This window comes from Mariniflexile aquimaris (assembly GCF_042676825.1).
Taxonomy (GTDB): Bacteria; Bacteroidota; Bacteroidia; order Flavobacteriales; family Flavobacteriaceae; genus Mariniflexile; species Mariniflexile aquimaris.
This window is the reverse complement of record NZ_JBHTIB010000012.1, coordinates 722,476-741,319: the sequence shown is the minus strand read 5'-3', so window position 1 is coordinate 741,319 and position 18,844 is coordinate 722,476. Positions and strand designations below refer to the sequence as shown.

At 34.3% G+C, this 18,844-nt stretch carries 16 protein-coding genes; 11 read left to right on the top strand and 5 right to left on the bottom strand.

Annotation, left to right across the window (positions count from 1 at the left end):
* Positions 1–14: 14 nt before the first annotated feature.
* Entirely contained in the window at positions 15–338 is a 324-nt protein-coding gene (locus tag ACFQ0I_RS11225) for a YbaB/EbfC family nucleoid-associated protein (RefSeq protein ID WP_379942305.1), read from the bottom strand.
* Positions 339–410: 72 nt separating this feature from the next.
* Between ACFQ0I_RS11225 and ACFQ0I_RS11220 the strand changes: the two genes are divergently transcribed.
* The 3 genes from ACFQ0I_RS11220 (at position 411) to ACFQ0I_RS11210 (ending at position 5,112) form a co-directional block, all read left to right on the top strand.
* A complete protein-coding gene (locus ACFQ0I_RS11220) occupies positions 411–2,477 on the top strand; it encodes a S9 family peptidase (protein WP_379942304.1) in 2,067 nt (688 codons plus the stop codon).
* 79 nt (positions 2,478–2,556) lie between these two features.
* Positions 2,557–3,597 carry a PLP-dependent cysteine synthase family protein gene (locus tag ACFQ0I_RS11215; RefSeq protein WP_379942302.1) on the top strand — a complete coding sequence of 347 codons (1,041 nt, stop codon included), beginning with the start codon at positions 2,557–2,559 and terminating at the stop codon, positions 3,595–3,597.
* Positions 3,598–3,852: 255 nt separating this feature from the next.
* Entirely contained in the window at positions 3,853–5,112 is a 1,260-nt protein-coding gene (locus ACFQ0I_RS11210; protein WP_379942301.1) for an aminotransferase class I/II-fold pyridoxal phosphate-dependent enzyme, read from the top strand.
* Positions 5,113–5,163: 51 nt separating this feature from the next.
* Here the strand turns inward: ACFQ0I_RS11210 and ACFQ0I_RS11205 are convergent, their stop codons facing one another.
* Positions 5,164–6,282, bottom strand: coding sequence for a GTP cyclohydrolase (locus ACFQ0I_RS11205; RefSeq protein WP_379942299.1), 1,119 nt, complete (start codon positions 6,280–6,282; stop codon positions 5,164–5,166).
* Positions 6,283–6,301: 19 nt separating this feature from the next.
* On the bottom strand, positions 6,302–7,303 hold the full coding sequence (locus tag ACFQ0I_RS11200) for a transporter (protein WP_379942298.1): 1,002 nt from the start codon (positions 7,301–7,303) through the stop codon (positions 6,302–6,304).
* 155 nt (positions 7,304–7,458) lie between these two features.
* Between ACFQ0I_RS11200 and ACFQ0I_RS11195 the strand changes: the two genes are divergently transcribed.
* The 4 genes from ACFQ0I_RS11195 to ACFQ0I_RS11180 all read left to right on the top strand — a co-directional run bounded on the left by ACFQ0I_RS11195 (position 7,459) and on the right by ACFQ0I_RS11180 (position 13,170).
* Positions 7,459–7,749 carry a DUF4834 family protein gene (locus ACFQ0I_RS11195; protein WP_379942296.1) on the top strand — a complete coding sequence of 97 codons (291 nt, stop codon included), beginning with the start codon at positions 7,459–7,461 and terminating at the stop codon, positions 7,747–7,749.
* Between the two features lie 176 nt (positions 7,750–7,925).
* The gene (locus ACFQ0I_RS11190) at positions 7,926–10,334 is read left to right on the top strand and encodes a YfhO family protein (RefSeq protein WP_379942294.1); all 2,409 of its coding nucleotides are present in this window, start codon (positions 7,926–7,928) and stop codon (positions 10,332–10,334) included.
* A gap of 98 nt (positions 10,335–10,432) precedes the next feature.
* The gene (locus ACFQ0I_RS11185; RefSeq protein WP_379942292.1) at positions 10,433–11,713 is read left to right on the top strand and encodes a glycosyltransferase family 4 protein; all 1,281 of its coding nucleotides are present in this window, start codon (positions 10,433–10,435) and stop codon (positions 11,711–11,713) included.
* Positions 11,713–13,170, top strand: coding sequence for an oligosaccharide flippase family protein (locus ACFQ0I_RS11180; protein WP_379942290.1), 1,458 nt, complete (start codon positions 11,713–11,715; stop codon positions 13,168–13,170). The genes ACFQ0I_RS11185 and ACFQ0I_RS11180 overlap by 1 nt, the downstream gene beginning before the upstream one ends.
* A gap of 93 nt (positions 13,171–13,263) precedes the next feature.
* Here ACFQ0I_RS11180 and ACFQ0I_RS11175 read toward each other — a convergent pair whose 3' ends face one another.
* Positions 13,264–14,559, bottom strand: coding sequence for a hypothetical protein (locus ACFQ0I_RS11175; RefSeq protein WP_379942288.1), 1,296 nt, complete (start codon positions 14,557–14,559; stop codon positions 13,264–13,266).
* 169 nt (positions 14,560–14,728) lie between these two features.
* Here ACFQ0I_RS11175 and ACFQ0I_RS11170 point away from each other — a divergent pair, with 169 nt between their 5' ends.
* Both ACFQ0I_RS11170 and ACFQ0I_RS11165 read left to right on the top strand, forming a co-directional pair.
* Entirely contained in the window at positions 14,729–15,331 is a 603-nt protein-coding gene (locus tag ACFQ0I_RS11170) for a TetR/AcrR family transcriptional regulator (protein WP_379942287.1), read from the top strand.
* Between the two features lie 41 nt (positions 15,332–15,372).
* Complete coding sequence (locus tag ACFQ0I_RS11165) at positions 15,373–16,188, top strand: hypothetical protein (protein WP_379942286.1); 816 nt, start codon at positions 15,373–15,375, stop codon at positions 16,186–16,188.
* A 116-nt stretch (positions 16,189–16,304) separates the two neighbouring features.
* Here the strand turns inward: ACFQ0I_RS11165 and ACFQ0I_RS11160 are convergent, their stop codons facing one another.
* Entirely contained in the window at positions 16,305–16,970 is a 666-nt protein-coding gene (locus tag ACFQ0I_RS11160; protein WP_379942285.1) for a hypothetical protein, read from the bottom strand.
* Between the two features lie 715 nt (positions 16,971–17,685).
* On the opposite strand from ACFQ0I_RS11160, the gene ACFQ0I_RS11155 reads away from it, so the two are divergent.
* Together ACFQ0I_RS11155 and ACFQ0I_RS11150 are read left to right on the top strand one after the other, a co-directional pair.
* Positions 17,686–18,018, top strand: coding sequence for a GIY-YIG nuclease family protein (locus tag ACFQ0I_RS11155; RefSeq protein ID WP_379942284.1), 333 nt, complete (start codon positions 17,686–17,688; stop codon positions 18,016–18,018).
* Positions 18,019–18,506: 488 nt separating this feature from the next.
* A complete protein-coding gene (locus tag ACFQ0I_RS11150; RefSeq protein WP_379942283.1) occupies positions 18,507–18,839 on the top strand; it encodes a GIY-YIG nuclease family protein in 333 nt (110 codons plus the stop codon).
* Positions 18,840–18,844 lie beyond the last annotated feature (5 nt).

The window sequence follows — 18,844 nt, the reverse complement described above, 5'->3', positions numbered from 1 at the left end:
TTAAGCTTCTTTTTTTATTTAAATAAGTCCATTCCCGGAATATTCGGCATACCTTCCTTAGCTACAGCGGCAAGTTCGGTTTCGTTTACCTGAGTAGCTTTTTCAATTGCTTTATTCAAGGTTAAAATTAAATAATCTTCAAGTTGTTCTTTATCTTGTAACAACGCATCATCTATCGAAATAGATTTTATGGTTCTATTCGCCGTAAGCGTAACTTTAAGTTTATTATCGCTGCTTTTTTCATCAATTAAAACGGTATCTAATCGCTTTTTAGTTTCTTCAACTTTACGCTGGGTTTCTTTTAGTTTCCCCATCATATTCATCATATCTCCAAACATAATTTTATAATTTATAATTCGGTACAAAGCTATTTAATTTTTATATTTTTGCCCACTTAATTAAAGAATAATATGTCGTTAAAAACCACACTTCAAATACCTCTAGCAGCTAAAAAGCCAAAAAAATTGGTAAAACATAAAGATGTTAGGATTGATAATTACTATTGGATGAACGATAAGGAAAATCCTGAAGTGATTGCCTATTTAAATGCTGAAAATGACTATACCAAGCAAGTTATGCAACATACCGAAGCGTTTCAAAAGGATTTGTTTGAAGAAATGAAAGGGCGAATTAAAGAAGACGATACATCGGTTCCGTATAAATTAAACGGGTATTGGTACATCACGCGTTACGAAATAGGGCAAGATTACCCCATTTATACGCGTAAAAAAGAAACCTTAGATGCACCAGAAGAAATATTATTCGATTGCAACGAGATGGCTAAAGGTTTTGCTTTTTTTAATTTAGGAAGCATGGCCATTAGTCCGGATAACACCATGGCGAGTTTTTCGACCGATACCGTAGGGAGAAGGCAATATACCATTCAAATTAAAAATTTGGTTACGGGCGAAATTTACCCAGATAAAATTGTAAATACTACCAGTAGCTCAACTTGGGCGAACGACAATAAAACCCTTTTTTACTGTGTTAAAGAGGAAGGGACTTTGCGTTCTTATAAAATATTGAAACATATTTTGAACTCGGATTCCATCAATGATATGGAAGTGTATCACGAAACCGACGAAACTTTCAATACGTTTGTGTACAAAACCAAATCAAAAAAATACATCGTTATTGGGTCTTCAAGCACTGTGTCGTCAGAATACCGAATTTTAGATGCCAATACACCCGATGGTGAATTCAAATTGTTTCAAAAGCGTAAACGCGATTTAGAGTACAGTATCGCTCATTATAACGATAGCTTTTATATTATTTCTAATTGCGATGGCGCTACCAACTTCAAGCTTTTAAAAACCCACGAAAGCAAAACAGAAAAGCGGTATTGGAAAGATGTTATTCCGCACAGAAAAGAGGTTTTAATTGAAGATATCGAAATTTTTAAAGATTATTTGGTTGTAAATGAACGCGAAAATGGATTAAATAATTTACGCATTATAAGTTGGGATGCTTCAGAAGATTATTATCTACCTTTTGAAAGCGAAACTTACACAACTTATATAGGTAATAACCCTGATTTTGATAGTAATGTGTTGCGTTATGCATATAATTCATTAACCTCACCAAGTTCTGTTATCGATTATAACTTTAAAACAAAACAAAGCGAAATCAAAAAGGAACAAGAGGTTTTAGGAGGAACATTTAAAAAAGAAAATTACGAATCTAAACGTATTTGGGCAACAGGTCGCGATGGTACAAAGCTGCCTATTTCTTTAGTATATAAAAAAGGAACGAAGCTCGATGGCTCAAGTCCGTTATTACAATATGCCTATGGTTCTTATGGGTCAACCATCGATCCATCATTTTCTAGCGTGCGCTTAACTTTATTAGATCGCGGTTTTATTTACGCTATTGCGCACGTTCGCGGTGGTGAATATCTGGGAAGAGATTGGTATGAAAACGGAAAATTATTAAATAAACGCAATACCTTTTATGATTTTATTGATTGTTCTAAGTTTTTAATTCAGCAAAAATACACATCCCAAGAGCATTTATACGCTTATGGAGGATCGGCAGGAGGGATGCTCATGGGAACCATCATCAATATGAATCCTGAATTGTATCATGGCATTTTAGCCGCAGTACCTTTTGTAGATGTGGTAACCACGATGCTTGATGATACCATTCCTTTAACCACGGGGGAATACGACGAATGGGGCAATCCGAATAAATTACAATTTTACAATTACATGAAATCGTATTCGCCATACGATAATGTTGAAGCAAAAGCCTATCCTAATATGTTGGTTACAACGGGTTTACACGATTCTCAGGTACAATATTGGGAACCAGCTAAGTGGGTAGCCAAATTAAGAGAACTAAAAACAGATTCTAATAAATTGTTGTTGCATACCGATATGGATGCAGGTCATGGCGGTGCTTCAGGACGTTTTGAAAGCCTAAAAGAAGTCGCTTTAGAATATGCCTTTTTGTTAGATTTAGAAGGAATTCATAAATAAATAAAAAAAATGTTTTACTTTTGTCAGGTTTTAAGCTAAAAATATTATTAATAATATCCATAGCATCTAAAAAGTATTTATGAAGCACAGAAATCAAGTTTTTGATAATGTATTAGAATTAGTAGGTAACACACCACTTATTAAGCTTAATAAAGTAACTTCAAAATTCAATGGAAGCTTTTACGCCAAAGTAGAAGCATTTAATCCAGGACAATCTTCCAAAGACAGAATAGCAACTTACATCATAGAAGAAGCAGAGCGCAAAGGTATTTTAACACCAGGTGCTACCATTATAGAAACAACTTCGGGTAACACAGGTTTTAGTCTCGCCATGGTGAGTATTATTAAGGGATACGACTGCGTATTGGCGGTGAGTTCAAAATCTTCGGCCGATAAGATTGATATGCTAAAAACCATGGGAGCCAAGGTTTATGTATGTCCAGCACATGTAAGTGCAGACGACCCAAGGTCGTATTATGAAGTCGCTAAAAGATTGCACAGCGAAATGAAAGGTTCTGTATATATAAATCAGTACTTTAATCAACTTAATATAGATGCGCATTATGCTTCTACGGGTCCGGAAATCTGGAATCAAACCGAAGGTAAAATAACGCATTTAGTGGCTTGTAGTGGAACCGGTGGTACCATATCTGGAACTGCAAAATATTTAAAAGAACAAAATCCAAATATTAAAATTATAGGTATCGATGCTTTTGGTTCGGTTATTAAAAAATACCATGAATCGAGAGAATTCGATGAAAAAGAAATTTATCCGTACCGTATTGAAGGTTTAGGGAAAAACTTAATACCTACGGCAACAGATTTTGATGTTATAGATGAATTTGTAAAAGTAACAGACGAAGAAAGTGCGCATACCGCAAGAGAGTTAGCAAGAACCGAAGGGTTGTTTGTTGGTTATACTTCTGGAGCTGCTATTCAAGGGGTTAAACAACTTGGGGAACAGGGCGTATTTAAAAAAGACGATTATGTAGTGGTTATTTTTCCAGATCACGGATCGCGTTACATGAGTAAAATTTATAGTGATAAATGGATGCAGGAACAAGGCTTTTTTGATAGTATCAATGAGGCTGCTGCACAAAAAATTGAGTATATAAAATAATTTAATTGTAACATATTAAGAGATACCTTTTGTTTAAAAAGCTTATAGAAGTCTCTTTTTTTATTTAACAAATAATTGGAGAGTAAAAATTATGTACAAACAATATAAATATTTAATTTTGCACGAACTGACTAAGAACTAAAATTAGCTTTCATTGAATTTAATAAAGCATCGTAAGGTGTTTTCGTTTCCTTCTAAAGCCGCTTCGAGTTAATAGTTAATTCTTAATTTTAATAGCAATCAGATTTATAATAAATGAAAGATTTATTCGAGAAAATTTATAAAGACAAAGGTCCGTTAGGAAAATGGGCTTCTCAAGCTGAAGGATATTTTGTATTCCCAAAATTAGAAGGACAGATTTCTAACAGAATGAAATTTCAAGGAAAAGATGTAATTACTTGGAGTATTAATGATTATTTAGGATTAGCCAATCATCCGGAAATTCGTAAAGTAGATGCACAAGCGGCAGCCGATTATGGCTCTGCGTATCCAATGGGTGCAAGAATGATGTCTGGTCATACAGATTTGCATGAAACGCTTCAAAATGAATTAGCTGAGTTTGTGGGTAAAGAAGCCGCGTATCTTTTAAATTTTGGTTACCAAGGAATGGTGTCTACTATTGACGCTTTGGTAAATAAAAACGATATTATTGTTTATGATGTAGATGCACACGCTTGTATTATTGATGGGGTGCGTTTGCATATGGGTAAGCGATTTACTTATAAACACAATGATGTTGAAAGTTTAGAAAAGAACTTAGAGCGCGCCACTAAAATGGCTGAACAAACCGGAGGTGGTATTTTAGTGATTTCTGAAGGTGTTTTTGGAATGCGTGGTGAACAAGGCAGATTAAAAGAAATTGTTGCGCTTAAAAAGAAATTTAATTTCAGATTTTTAGTTGATGATGCACACGGTTTCGGAACTTTAGGAAAAACAGGTGCTGGAGCAGGTGAGGAGCAAGGTGTTCAAGACGATATTGATGTGTATTTTGCAACATTTGCGAAATCGATGGCTGGAACAGGTGCTTTTATTGCGGGCGATAAAGAGATTATGGATTATTTAAAATATAATCTACGTTCTCAAATGTTTGCTAAATCCTTGCAAATGCAATTGGTTGTTGGAGCTAGAAAACGTTTAGAAATGCTTAAAACAATGCCAGAGCTTAAAAATAAACTTTGGGAAAATGTAAATGCGTTACAATCTGGTCTTAAAGAAAGAGGATTTGATATAGGAACTACGCAAAGTTGTGTAACACCTGTATATTTAAAAGGAAGTATTCCAGAAGCCATGGCTTTAGTGAAAGATTTACGTGAAAACTTCGGAATTTTCTGTTCTATTGTGGTATATCCTGTAATACCTAAAGGATTAATTTTATTAAGATTAATTCCTACGGCTGCACATACTTTAGAAGATATTAAGATTACGCTTGATGCTTTCGATTCTATTAGAACACGTTTAGAAAATGGTACTTACCAACGCTTATCTGCCGCTGTAATGGCTGCAATGGGTGAATAAATATAGTTTTATATAACAAAAAAAATAGCCGCAATTTGCGGCTATTTTTTGTTATAAATCTTTTCTAAATGTTTTTCTTCGTCTGAAAACCTCCGGGTCAAAATGTTTCCATATTTGATGTATGGCAAAATTATCTTCCAGTTCTGGCGTGCGAATACAGGTTTTAATGCCTTTTTCTGTAAAAGTGTTGTAATATTCGTTAAAAATAACCGCATGAACTCCTTTATTCTGATACTCTGGGTGAATGCCTATTAGATAGAAAATGGCTTCTTTACTATGTTTTTTGGCGTGTAGTATATGTCGGAATCCAAACGGAAATAGTCGGCCTTTTATTTTTTGCAAAGCGCTTCCAAAAGAAGGCATTACAATCGCAAAACCAATAAGTTCATCATTTTTGTCGACTACAAATTTGATATATTCCGGATTTATAAAGCTTATAAATTTCTTTTTAAAATATTCCTTCTGAATGTCTGTAATGGCCACAAAAGAAGATAAGTTCGCGTAACTTTTATTAAACAAATCGAACATCTTATCGGCATACGGCATAACCTCACTCGTTTTCGTGAATTTTAATGCTTTAAGCTGATAGCGTTTTTTAATAAGATCCTGCGCTTTTAAAAAGAATTCTGGCTTTACGTTGGCAAATGGAAACCTACTTTCAGAATACGATTTCTCCACCTTGTAGTGTGCTGCTTCATAATGTTTTACATAGTAAGGATGATTGTACCAAGTTACCATAGGAGCTAATGCTTCAAAGCCTTCGGTAACCACCCCAACCTTATCTAAATTAGAAAAGCCTACCGGTCCTTCGCAAAATTCTAAATTATTTGCTTTACCAATATCTTCAACAGTATTTAAAAGTGCTTGAGAAACTTCTAAATCATCTATAAAATCAAACCACCCAAAACGCATTTTTTTAATACCTTGTTTATCAACTTCTAATGAATTGATAATCGCCGCAACACGCCCAACAATGCGATTGTCTTTATACGCTAAAAATAATCGGGCTTCGGCATCATTAAACACGGGGTTTTCTTTTTTGTCGAATGTTTTTAATTCTTCGCGAATAATAGGTGGCACCCAGTATTTAGAACCTTCGTAAAGTTTAAAAGGGAATTTCACAAAAGCTTTTAAATCGCTTTTGGTTTTTACTTCTTTTATTGAAATCATTTATAATTTAAATAGGCTATTAATTAAAACTTTCACTTTTTCGTTTGTGTTTTTTATTATACTCTTCTATAACATCGGTAGTCTTTTTGCCTTTGCTCCTTGATTTGCGATCACCCTCGTCTTTTGCAGAAGTTCCGTTGTTTATTTCTTTGTCTTTATGAAAATCTAACCGATACGACATGCCAAAATTCACACCAAAAACCGACGGGGTATCTTTGGTATTAAGTGTGACAGCGGTATCTAATTGAAAATCTTTACTCCATAAATATCCCGCACCCAGTCTAAACAGGTTGTCTGCATAAAAATCGCTTTGAATACCCTGAGTTTCACCAAATATTGCCCATTTCGGACTAAAAGAGTGGGTAAGTGTTAAGATATATTGAAAATCTGACTGATCGGTTCCTATCCGGTCTTTAATAAAATTCGTTACAAATACCCAGCCGCCGTTAAAATTATGTTGGGTGGCTACCATGACTTTCGGACTAAAACCTTCAACACCGTAGGTAACATAAGGGTTGTTTTTAGTGTCGTAATTCGCACCGGCATAAATCGATACGGCTGGAATTAATGAACTCCATTTAAAACGCTGATTTGCTTTCCAACTATAAAGATTTGGTTTTTCTTTTTCAGAATTTTTATAAGGATCGTAAACTAAATATTTAGCACCAATGGTTAAATATTTAAAATTTGCCCTGTTGTCTTCAGTTATAATATTAGATGTGTATGTTTTCGTGTCACTCTGGTAGGTTCCTTCAATATTTAACTCTAATGGCTCCCAAATTAATCCGTAACGCGCCGCAAAATCAGCCCCAAAACCTTCAACTTCATAGCTAGCAGCCGGGGTTCTTTTTTCTTTAATCATGTAGGGACCCATTTCGAACTGGACCACATTTGTGCCAACAGAATAAGCGCTTCTGGACACTCCTGGTCTGTTAGAATTTATCACATCGGTATACTGTGCAAAGGTGTAGGAGCTTAGCAAACACAGCAGTAATACTAGGCAAGATTTGAGTGGGTTCATAATAGTATTTTTAGGTATCGTAAATTATTTATTTACAGATTTTTAATTAAAAACCAAGTTAAGGCTTTTCAAATATAGATATTTTATGCTTTTTTTATCATATTTCAACCTTTTTTAAACGTATAGAATTGTATTTTTGCATAAAATTAAAGTTTATGTTACAACAGGCATCTGTACCTGGTTTTTTGAGGATGATTTTAATTTTACTCCTAATATATTACGGAGTAAAGATATTGTCAAGAATTTTTGCACCCTTACTTATAAAATTTGTTGCAAAAAAAGCAGAAGAAAAATTCGGGAGACATTCCGATAGCTATCGGAATCAGCAAAGACCTTATCAAGAAAAACCTAAAAAGGAAGGCGAAGTTACTATTGATAAAATGCCCAACAAAAAATCTTCAAATAAAGACGTTGGTGAATATGTAGATTACGAAGAAATCGACTAATTCTCAGATTCTGGTTATGTTTACATTAAACCAGTAAGCAGGTCTTTCCCAAAAAATGGGATTCTAAAAATAGATTTCTTAAGCAATAAAAAATTGATAGTATAATTTGGTTGAATTTTATATTGGTTCCGAAAATTATGACTATTTTTCGCAATCATTGTTTTTAATACATTTTCATGCAATTTTCAATTAAAAAATTCCTTCCGCATTTAGTCATCCTAATAGGTTTTATCGTAATTTCTTTAGCTTATTTTAGTCCGGTTTTAAGCGGGAAACAAATATTTCAGAGCGATATCATGCAATACATAGGCATGAGTAAGCAGCAAAAAGATTTTAAAGCAGAGACGGGCGAAGAAACGTATTGGACCAATAGCGCTTTTGCCGGAATGCCAACCTATCAATTGGGGGCTAAATATCCGCACAATTATATTAAATCCTTAGATTTATCGCTTCGTTTTTTACCTCGACCTGCCGATTATTTGTTTTTGTATTTCCTTGGTTTTTATATTCTGTTGCTGTTATTAAAAGTAGATTTTAAACTGGCGGCTTTAGGTGCTCTGGCTTTTGGCTTTTCAACCTATTTAATTATTATTCTCGGTGTTGGGCACAACAGTAAAGCGCATGCTATTGCGTATATGCCTTTGGTTTTAAGCGGCATTATACTCACATTTCGGCGAAAATATATTGCTGGGTTTTTGCTCACCGCAGTGGCTATGGGACTAGAAATTGTTGCCAACCACTTCCAAATGACCTATTATCTAATGTTGTTGGTTATTATTTTAGGAATTGCTTATTTAATCGACGCGTATAAAAAGAAGCTATTACCGCATTATTTTAAGTCGGTTGGAATTTTAGTGGGCGCAGTTATTTTAGCAATCGCATTAAATGCCACTAACGTAATGGCTACACAAGAGTATGTGAAGGAGAGTACCCGTGGAAAAAGCGAACTGACCATAAATCCTGATGGTTCGCCTAAAGAAGTCACTTCTGGATTAGATAAAGATTATATCACACAGTTTAGTTATGGCTATTGGGAAACGTTTAATTTATTCATTCCCAGATTTATGGGTGGCGGTAATGGTGAAGATGTCGGGAAAGACTCGGCAACCTATGATGCTTTCAGGAAATTAGGGGCTACAACCTCGCAGGCACTTCAAGAATCTAAACAAGCACCTATGTATTGGGGCGACCAACCAATTGTGGAGGCGCCTGCCTATATTGGAGCAGTAATATTATTTTTATTTGTATTCGCACTGTTTTTAGTAAAAGGCCGCTTAAAATGGTGGTTAGTGGGCGGAACGGTGTTTTCATTGTTATTGTCTTATGGTAAAAATCTTGGGTTTTTAACCGATTTCTTTATTGATTATGTGCCGCTGTATAATAAATTTAGAGCGGTAACTTCTATACAGGTTCTTTTAGAATTATGTGTTCCAGTACTGGCAATTTTTGGGTTAGTGAGACTATTTAATAATTTTGAAAAGAAAGAAGAGAAGTTAAAAGCTTTAAAATATGCCTCTATAATTGCGGGAGGGTTATCGTTAGTATTTTTACTTTTCAAATCATCATTATTTGATTTTGTTGGTGTAAATGATGGGTTTTACCGTCAGAATTACGGACACGATTTTGTAGACGCTCTTATAGAAGACAGAAAAACACTTTTTACTCAGGATACCATAAGAACTTTAGTGTTAGTGTTGCTCTCTGCAGCTGCGATTTATATGTATTTGAAAGACAAACTTAAAGAAAAATGGGTGGTTGTTGCTTTTGGCCTGCTAATTCTTTTTGATTTAGTTGGAGTAGCCAGACGATATGTGAATAACGACGATTTTGTATCTGCCACCTTGGTAAATAAACCTTTCGAGGCGACTCCTGCCGATAAGGAAATATTAAAAGATACCACCTTTTATCGTGTTTTCGATTTGGTAGGTGGCGCAGCGAAGCCTTCTTATTTTCATAATTCGCTGAATGGATATAATGCAGCAGAATTAAAGCGCTATAGCGAGGTATTCGATTTTTATGTAGCTAAAAACAACATCAATGTGCTTAATATGCTTAATGCGAAGTATATTATTTTTGAAAATGAAAGCGGCGTAATTCCGTATTTTAATGATGAAGCCAATGGTAATGCGTGGTTTGTAAATGAATTAAAAGGCGTTACTTCTGCTAATGAAGAAATTAAAGCATTAGATAGTTTAGATAATAAGCGTAAAGCAGTTTATAATTCTAAAATCTATAAGAATGTACCAACGCAATATCAGGTGGATTCTTTGGCTTCCATAAAATTAGTGGCTTATAAACCGAATTATTTAAAGTATCAATCTACGAATGCTAATAAGGGTTTTGCAGTGTTTTCTGAAATTTATTATAAAAATGGCTGGAAAACGACTGTTGATGGTAAAGACGCCACTCACATGCGAGTTAATTACACTTTGCGAGGCATGGAACTACCAGCAGGCACTCACACCATAGAGTTTAAGTTCGACCCGGATGTGGTGAAAACAGGAAGTACAATTGCTTTAGCAAGTTCTGTGTTATTCGCATTATTATTAGTCGGTGGATTGTTTTATGAATTTAAAAGAAAGTAGGAGCTCGTGCCTATGATTCTATAAGAAAGACGGGTTCATTATTAATAAATTTTTTTGTTTCAATCACTAAGATTCTCGTTTTCTAGGGAATGACAACAATGGATAAAAAGAAAGTTTTACTTATTACTTACTACTGGCCTCCTGCAGGCGGACCAGGAGTGCAACGTTGGTTGAAATTTGTAAAATATTTACCCGATTTTAATGTCCGACCCATTGTTTATGCGCCCGAAAATCCGAGTTATCCTTTGTTGGATGAAAGTTTGCTTGATGAAGTGTCGAAAGATCTAACGATCATTAAACAACCCATTAAAGAGCCCTATAAATTAGCCAGTTTATTCGCGAAGCAATCCTCAAAAACGATTAGCAAAGGTGTAATCCCTGAAGAAAAAAAACAACGCTTTATTGAAAAACTCCTGTTATTCATAAGAGGGAATTTTTTTATTCCAGATGCGCGCAAAGCTTGGGTAAAACCTTCAGTAAATTTTCTTTCTGATTATATTGTAAAAGAAAACATTGACACCATTATTACTACGGGTCCGCCACATAGTTTGCACCTTATTGGTGTGCAATTACAGGCAAAACTCGGAGTAAAGTGGATTGCCGACTTTAGAGACCCATGGACTACTATTGGTTATCATAAGCAATTGAAATTAACGAAAGCGTCTCGAGCAAAACACAAAGACTTAGAAAAACAAGTTTTAAATACGGCAGACCAACTCATCGTTACGAGTTTTACAACCAAAGCAGAATTTCAAAAGTTAACTAGCAAACCTATTGAAGTTATAACAAATGGTTACGATACAGAATCGGTGACTGTGGATGGCCTTGATACCAAATTTACATTATCTCATATTGGCTCTTTATTATCTAAAAGAAACCCTGAACTTTTGTGGAAAATTTTGGGTGAGCTTGTTGCAGAAAACGCATCGTTTTCAAAAGATTTTCAGCTGAATTTTATTGGGTTTATTAGCGATTCGGTACTGGAATCTATAAAAAAACACCATTTAAGTAAATATGTATATAATGTGGGCTATGTATCCCATAAAGAAGCACTTGTATTTCAAAGAAGAACACAGTTACTGTTGTTAATTGAAATAGATTCAGAAGACACGAAATGCATTATTCCAGGTAAATTGTTTGAGTATATGGTGTCGGGCAGACCAATCGTTGCTATGGGGCCAAAAGGCTCGGACGTAGCGCAAATAATCAGCGATACCAATACTGGTCACTACTTTAATTACCAAGACTATGATTCTTTAAAAAGCACTATCTTAGAGCACTATAAAGCGTTTCAAAATAAAACTTTGCAAGTGCATCCAATTGGATTACAAAAATACAGTCGAAAACAATTAACCGAAGCATTATCTAAATTATTGTAATGGGTATAGTAACCAACCAATCATTTAAAAATACCGTATTTACGTATCTGGGTTTTGGTGTTGGGGCGCTAAATACACTTTTTTTATATACTTATTTTATTAGCGATGTATATTATGGTTTGGTGGCTTTTTTAATGAGTACAGCCAATATTGTGATGCCGTTAATGGCTTTTGGGGCTCATAATACCATTATAAAATATTACTCGGCCTTTAAAACTAAAAACTCTTTAAATAGTTTTTTAACCTTAATGTTGCTTTTGCCATTGGCACTTATTATTCCTATTGGGTTTATTGGGTCTTTTACTTATGAAGCCATCGGGGAGTTGCTGTCTCAAAAAAATGCCATTGTTAAAGATTATGTATGGTATATTTATGTAACGGCTATTGCCATGGCTTATTTTGAAGTGTTTTTTGCTTGGTCTAAAACACAATTACAAACGGTATTTGGCAACTTTATGAAAGAAGTGTTTCATAGAGTAGGTGTCATGTTTCTGTTGTTTGCGGTGTATTTTAAATGGATTGATGTCGAACAGTTTGTTTTGGGTGTGGTCGTGCTTCATGTTATTCGTACTATTATTATGAAACTGTACGCTTTTAGTGTTAAATTACCGAAAATTAAGTTTTACAGAATCGAAGGATTACCTTCTATATTAAAATATTCAGCTTTAATTATCATCGCAGGGTCGATTGCCACGATTATTTTAGATATCGATTCGTTTATGTTGGGTATGTATATCCCCATACAAGAAGTGGCTTATTATGGTGTTGCTATTTATATTGCTACGGTGATTGTCGTGCCTTCGCGCTCTATGCAGCAAATACTGCAACCCTTAACGGCGCAATATTTAAACGATAAGAACACCGTAGCGCTTAAAGATTTGTATGTAAGAAGCTCGCAAACTCTCTTCATTATAGGAGGATTTATTTTTTTAATCATTTTAATCAACATCAATGCCCTTTATATGCTAATACCTAAAGAATTTAGCGGCGGATTGCTCGTGGTTTTTTTAGTGGGCATTGCAAAGCTTTATGATTGCTTAATGGGTTGTAATAATGTGGTCTTGTTTAATAGTGATTATTACCGTATGGTTTTGTTTTTCGGAGTGATTTTAACGGTGTTAACGGTTATTTTAAATATCGTTTTTATTCCTAAATTTGGAATAAATGGTTCTGCATTAGCGACATTTTTAGCGATTTCGATTTATAACACCATTAAAATTTACTTTGTAAAGGCAAAATTTAATATGATGCCTTTCGATAGGAATACCGCGAAAGTGTTAGTGCTCATTATTAGTTGTACGGCGCTTTTTTATTTCTGGGAATTCCCTTTTCACCCGATACTTAATATCGCATTTAAATCCTTGTTAGCATCTGTTATTTACGTGTGGGTAATTCTGAAACTTAATGTATCCGACGATATTTCGGGTGTCATCAAAAATTATTTAAGACTCAAGTAGATTATTTTGTTATGGTATAAAAACAGAAAACCCTACGATGTTGCTTTGAGGCGAACTTATCGTAGGGCTTTCCAATCTAACCAACCAAAATTGTTATGATCGTCTTCTTGAACTAGAATCAGATTTTGTATTATTATCACTAGAATTACTTCTTGTTTTTGCGGCCATCGGTTTGTTCTGAGACGACCTAGTTACAGTACGTTCTGTAGTTCGTTGTGTTGCTTGCGGTGTACTTCTGGTAACCGTATTGCTTCTTGTGTATTCACGTGTATTTGCATTATTTGTTTTCTGTTTTACAGTGTTTTCTCTACTGCGAACTACATCGTTTGTTCTTACATTGTTGTCGTAAGACCTCGTTGTTCTATTAACGTTTTCTCTTGTGTTTTTAGTATTGTTACCTTGAGAATTGTATCTATTGTCGGTTCTTTGTGAAATTATTCTAGAGTCATTTCTTTGGGTATTATCTCTGCTTATTCTATTGTCGTTAGAATAGTCTCTTCTGCTGTCATTTCTATCAATTACTTGAGAATTTCTACTTACGTTTTTATTGTTATCATAGCGTCTTGAATTATTGTTGTCAGACATTTCACGTCGAGAGCTTTCATATGGAGAACGCGCATTTCGGTTTATCTGAGTCACATTTCTAGAGCTTCTGTTTGCAGTGGCATAATCTCTGTTTCTCGCAATGGATTCTCCACGTCTGCTATAAATAGCTGTTTTTGGTCTGTGATTGTTATAAAACGGTCTGTTGTAAACATAACGCACAGGGTTATAATATTGTCTATAAGGTCTGTTGTAAACTACACAGTAATCGTAAGCAGGAATACTGTAATAACGATGCCAAGGTCTGTAAACATAATGTCTGTTATATACGTTTATATAGCCAGTATAATGTGAAAAAACGTTGTATCTGTTATAATGAATAAATAAACCACCTACACGCGATACATAACCGTTATTGTTGTAATTGATGTTAACATTACCCGCTTGCACAATGCGTCCGTAATAATCATAATAAATAGGAGTATTTTCTATTTGAATAATAGCGCCATACTCATCGTATTGTACATAAGCGTTGTAATCGTAGCCAGAGTTAAAGCTAATATTTAAGTTAGGTGATCCAACCGAAACATTTAAACGTGAATTGCCACGTAAAATATTAAAATCGAATTGCCCATCTGGGAAAACCGAAAATTCGATACCGTCCTCCACAAAAATGAAAGAGTTGCCATAACCTCGGTTATAAGTAGTATTTGTAAAGTCTGTGTTGCTAGTGGCTGCATTAACAGTAAATCCTGTAAGGATTAAACTTGCTAATAAGAATATAAACTTTTTACTCGCGGCACTTATATTGTTAAGGAGCTCGTGAAATTTATTGTAAATTTTCATGATTGTGGGTATTAATTGTTATACGATTATCTAATACCAAACAGCGTGCCAAAAAATAATATTAATTGTAAGTGGTTGTAAATCAGTATTAAAATAAATAAAGATTAGTGTAAGGTTAAATAAAACTTAAAACATACCAATTAGTATGTTTTTTAAATACCTTTGTATCATGCATCAAGAATTAAAATCTGAACTCACCAAGCAAATCATCATGGATGCGGCTTTTAAGCTCTTTTATGAAAACGGATTTAAAACGACGAGTATCGATAAGATAATGACGGCTACCAAGCTTAGCAAAGGTGCTTTTTATCATCATTATAAAAGTAAAAAGGAATTAGGCTTAGAATTAATTGGTACAAAGTTGCAAGAACGCGTGTATCAAGGTATGATCATGCCTTTAAGCGATTCTGGTGATGCATTTAAACTATTAGAGGCCACTTTTTCGAATCGGATAAAAACGTTTTCGTTTTATGATAAGCAACATGGTTGTCCCATGAATAATTTTATTAATGAAATTGGCGATTTTGAAGACGCATATCAGTTAGCGCTAAAAAAGATTGTAGAACAATGGCAGGACGCTTTGGTAAATTTAATTGAAAGAGGTAAAATAGAAAACACTATCAGGAAAGATGTTTCGAGTCGTGCTGTGGCGGTCTATTTAATTAGTGCTTTTGAAGGAGTTCGCGGCATCAGAAAACTTTACGATAACGATGCTGTTCTTGATGATTATTTAGAAGGTTTGTCGCTTTATTTGAAGCAATTGAAGCCGTAAAATCAATGATTAGTATTCATAAAAAATAAAATTATATAAAAATGAAAATCAAACTAGCAGCAATTATTATTTTAAGTGTTTTTTTCCTGTCTTGCAGAGATAAAAAGGAATCGGTTACAATTCAAGAAACAGCCTCAAATTTTCAAAATAAGGGGCATGAAGTAGTAGCCGCTATGGTGGCCAAGGTAGGAGATTATAAGAAGCTTATAGAAAAAAATGATGTTGTTTATACCTATGCTTATGAAACTCCAGACGGACAGAAAGATGTGTCTACAGAAAAATATATATTTAAAGGAGAGCTGTCTTATGGTGCTTACAGCCAACATGAGCGCACGTTTCCAGATTTAGACGGACTGATTGAGCAGGGTTATGATGGAAACAATTATTGGCTGAAGCATAAAGGGCAGATTCTAACTGATACGGTTCGGTTGAAACGTGTGGCATTCAATAGACCAACTAATTTCTATTGGTTCGCCATGTTTCAAAAATTACTAGATCCAGGATTGAATTATGAATTTATTGGTGAAAAAATGCTCAACGAAACGGCTTATGACGTTGTTAAAATCAGCTTTCAGTCAAACGACGACACGCCTACAGATACCTATCAACTTTATATAAATAAGCAGACCTTGTTAGTCGATCAGTTTTTATTTACTGTGGCCGATTTTGGAGTTTTAGAAACGCCTTATTTGATGCAACTTCAGTACGAAGCAATTGATGGAATGCTAATTCCAACAAAACGTCAATACAAAAAATCTACTTGGAATGCAGATGTGAGCGACGATCCTTGGATTCATGTTACCTGGTCTGATATTAAATTTAATAATGGTTTAAGTAAAGATGATTTCAAATCGTAAATCGCTAATACCTTACTTGATAGGAGGGTGGGCTAGATAAGTTAATGCGATGCTTCCATAAAAAATCCCGAAACACTAACATGTGATTCGGGATTTTTATTGACTAATTCAAAAATTTATTTTTTGTATTTCTTCACTTTACCATCTTTTTTGTAATAGTAATAGTTGTCGTCATTATCATAGCGGTCGTGATCTCTATCGTATTTATCATGCCCTTTTTTATGATTATGCTTCATAGTACACGATAATGTACCACATACATTACAGGTGTTATTGTAACGGTTTATTTGCCCGTGTATTTTCACAATTTCTCCATAGTGATTGTAATTTACTCGTAAACCACCAACCTGAGTTAAGATGGCATTTCTACCACGGCTATAATCAATAAAAATAGAACCAACCCGTGTTATTTTTCCATATCTGTCGTAATTAATGTGCACATCGCCAATGCTTCTTATAGCGCCATTTCTATCGCGGTAAATTTGTACGCCTCGGGGTTGCGATGTATAATTAATGCTTACTCGTGGACCAATATATGTGGCGTTAATTGCGCTTCTTCTGCTGTTGGAGTTATAATGCATCGCGTTGGTGTTAAAATCAAAGGTTCCATCAGGGAAAATTAAAAATTCAACCCCACGCTCCATAAATACAATAGGCTGTGCGTAACGATAGCGTTTGTTTTTGTCGATGCTTGTTACATCATGGGTACTATGTGTTTCTGATGCTGATGCGGTTGTTAATCCAATTAACAAACTTGCGAATAAAAGTACTGCTCTTTTCATAATTCAAATATTTATTGTTTTGCCTACTGTTTAGCGTTTCGGCATGCGCTCTATAATTAGTAGATTTCAATTTGCGTGCCAAATTTTTATAAGACTGGTTTACAGATATATACAATTAAGCTGATTTTTCATTAAACCTTATCGGATTGACATCAGAAGACTGATTGTAATTTTTAAGTTATTTATTTTGTCATGCTGAATTAATTTCAGCATATAGTTAAAGTTGATTGGTAATGTTTAGATCCTGAAACTAGTTCAGGATGACAAAGGGTTTGGGTTAAGATTATCATTCGAGTTCAGGATGACAACGGAAGGTTGTTTTTATGTTCTGATAGAGTAAAGGGTTCCGATGCGGGTCGTTTGTCATGCTGAATTAATTTCAGCATCTAATAAAGGTTTTGAGTAATCCATAGATCCTGAAACGAGTTCAGGATGACACAGAGGGTTTGGATTGAGATTATGATACGAGTTCAGGATGACAACGGAGGGTTGTTTTTATGTTCTGATAGAGTAAAGAATACCAAAGCGAGTTATTTGTCATGCTGAATTAATTTCAGCATCTAATAAAAGGCTTTGAGAACATTTAGATCCTGAAATCAGTTGAGAATTAAAATAGAAATTGATTTAATAGGAAAATTAAGATTATTAAAATAAACATTTATATTTGGTTTACTTGCAAAAAAAAGTGTCGGGATGGTTTTAAAGTTTTATATAAATGACTAAGTGTTTATATCATAATTATTGGGTTTATATCATAACAAATAAACCGAAAGGGGTATTATATATTGGCGTGACTGGAGGTATAGATGATAGAATGGAAAGGCATATTGCTGGTGAAGGAAGTGTATTTGCTTCGAAATACAAACTTAAACGGTTAGTGTATTTTGAAGAATTCCAATATATTGAAGATGCTATTAAACGAGAAAAGCAGTTGAAAAACTGGCATAGGCAATGGAAAATTAATTTAATAGAACAATTAAATCCGAATTGGGATAATTTATGGAAACCTTTAGGATTTGATGTAGATCCTGAAACAAGTTCAGGATGACAACGGATGGTTGTTTTTATGTTCTGATAAAGTAAAGGCTACCAAAGCGAGTTATTTGTCATGCTGAATTAATTTCAGCATCTAGTTTAAAGCTTTGGTTAATCTTTAGATCCTGAAACGAGTTCAGGATGACAATCGATAGGGCTTTTAAGTTTTGAAACAAGTTCAGTGTTCCGATGCTAGTTATTTGTCATGCTGAATTAATTTCAGCATCTAATTAAAGTTGTTCGGTAATGTTTAGATCCTGAAGCGAGTTTAGGATGACAACGGAAGGTGTTTTTAGGTTCCGATGCGAGTTGCTTGTCATGCTGAATTAATTTCAGCATCTAATTAAAGTGTTTGAGTAATATTAAGTTTAAGATCTTGCAACAAGTTTAACATGATAATAGAAATTGATTTAATAAGAAAATTAAGATTAATAAAATAATCATTTATATTTGGTTTACTTGCAAAAAAAAGCGTCAGGATGATTTTAAAGTTTTATAAAAATGACAAAGCGTTTATATCATAATTATTGGGTTTATATCATAACAAACAAACCGAAAGGGGTATTATATATTGGCGTGACTGGAGGTATAGATGATAGAATGGAAAGGCATGTTGCTGGTGAAGGAAGTGTATTTGCTTCAAAATACAAACTTAAACAGTTAGTGTATTTTGAAGAGTTCCAATATATTGAGGATGCTATTAAACGAGAAAAGCAGTTAAAAAACTGGCACAGGCAATGGAAAATTAATTTAATAGAACAATTAAATCCGAATTGGGATAATTTATGGAAGCCTTTAGGGTTTGATGTGGATCCTGAAACGAGTTCAGGATGACAACG

Bases quoted from the DNA above. Each gene is read 5' to 3' on its own strand.
- ACFQ0I_RS11225 (WP_379942305.1), bottom strand. From the start codon at position 338: ATGTTTGGAGATATGATGAATATGATGGGGAAACTAAAAGAAACCCAG.
- ACFQ0I_RS11220 (WP_379942304.1), top strand. From the start codon at position 411: ATGTCGTTAAAAACCACACTTCAAATACCTCTAGCAGCTAAAAAGCCA.
- ACFQ0I_RS11215 (WP_379942302.1), top strand. From the start codon at position 2,557: ATGAAGCACAGAAATCAAGTTTTTGATAATGTATTAGAATTAGTAGGT.
- ACFQ0I_RS11210 (WP_379942301.1), top strand. From the start codon at position 3,853: ATGAAAGATTTATTCGAGAAAATTTATAAAGACAAAGGTCCGTTAGGA.
- ACFQ0I_RS11205 (WP_379942299.1), bottom strand. From the start codon at position 6,282: ATGATTTCAATAAAAGAAGTAAAAACCAAAAGCGATTTAAAAGCTTTT.
- ACFQ0I_RS11200 (WP_379942298.1), bottom strand. From the start codon at position 7,303: ATGAACCCACTCAAATCTTGCCTAGTATTACTGCTGTGTTTGCTAAGC.
- ACFQ0I_RS11195 (WP_379942296.1), top strand. From the start codon at position 7,459: ATGTTACAACAGGCATCTGTACCTGGTTTTTTGAGGATGATTTTAATT.
- ACFQ0I_RS11190 (WP_379942294.1), top strand. From the start codon at position 7,926: ATGCAATTTTCAATTAAAAAATTCCTTCCGCATTTAGTCATCCTAATA.
- ACFQ0I_RS11185 (WP_379942292.1), top strand. From the start codon at position 10,433: ATGGATAAAAAGAAAGTTTTACTTATTACTTACTACTGGCCTCCTGCA.
- ACFQ0I_RS11180 (WP_379942290.1), top strand. From the start codon at position 11,713: ATGGGTATAGTAACCAACCAATCATTTAAAAATACCGTATTTACGTAT.
- ACFQ0I_RS11175 (WP_379942288.1), bottom strand. From the start codon at position 14,559: ATGAAAATTTACAATAAATTTCACGAGCTCCTTAACAATATAAGTGCC.
- ACFQ0I_RS11170 (WP_379942287.1), top strand. From the start codon at position 14,729: ATGCATCAAGAATTAAAATCTGAACTCACCAAGCAAATCATCATGGAT.
- ACFQ0I_RS11165 (WP_379942286.1), top strand. From the start codon at position 15,373: ATGAAAATCAAACTAGCAGCAATTATTATTTTAAGTGTTTTTTTCCTG.
- ACFQ0I_RS11160 (WP_379942285.1), bottom strand. From the start codon at position 16,970: ATGAAAAGAGCAGTACTTTTATTCGCAAGTTTGTTAATTGGATTAACA.
- ACFQ0I_RS11155 (WP_379942284.1), top strand. From the start codon at position 17,686: ATGACTAAGTGTTTATATCATAATTATTGGGTTTATATCATAACAAAT.
- ACFQ0I_RS11150 (WP_379942283.1), top strand. From the start codon at position 18,507: ATGACAAAGCGTTTATATCATAATTATTGGGTTTATATCATAACAAAC.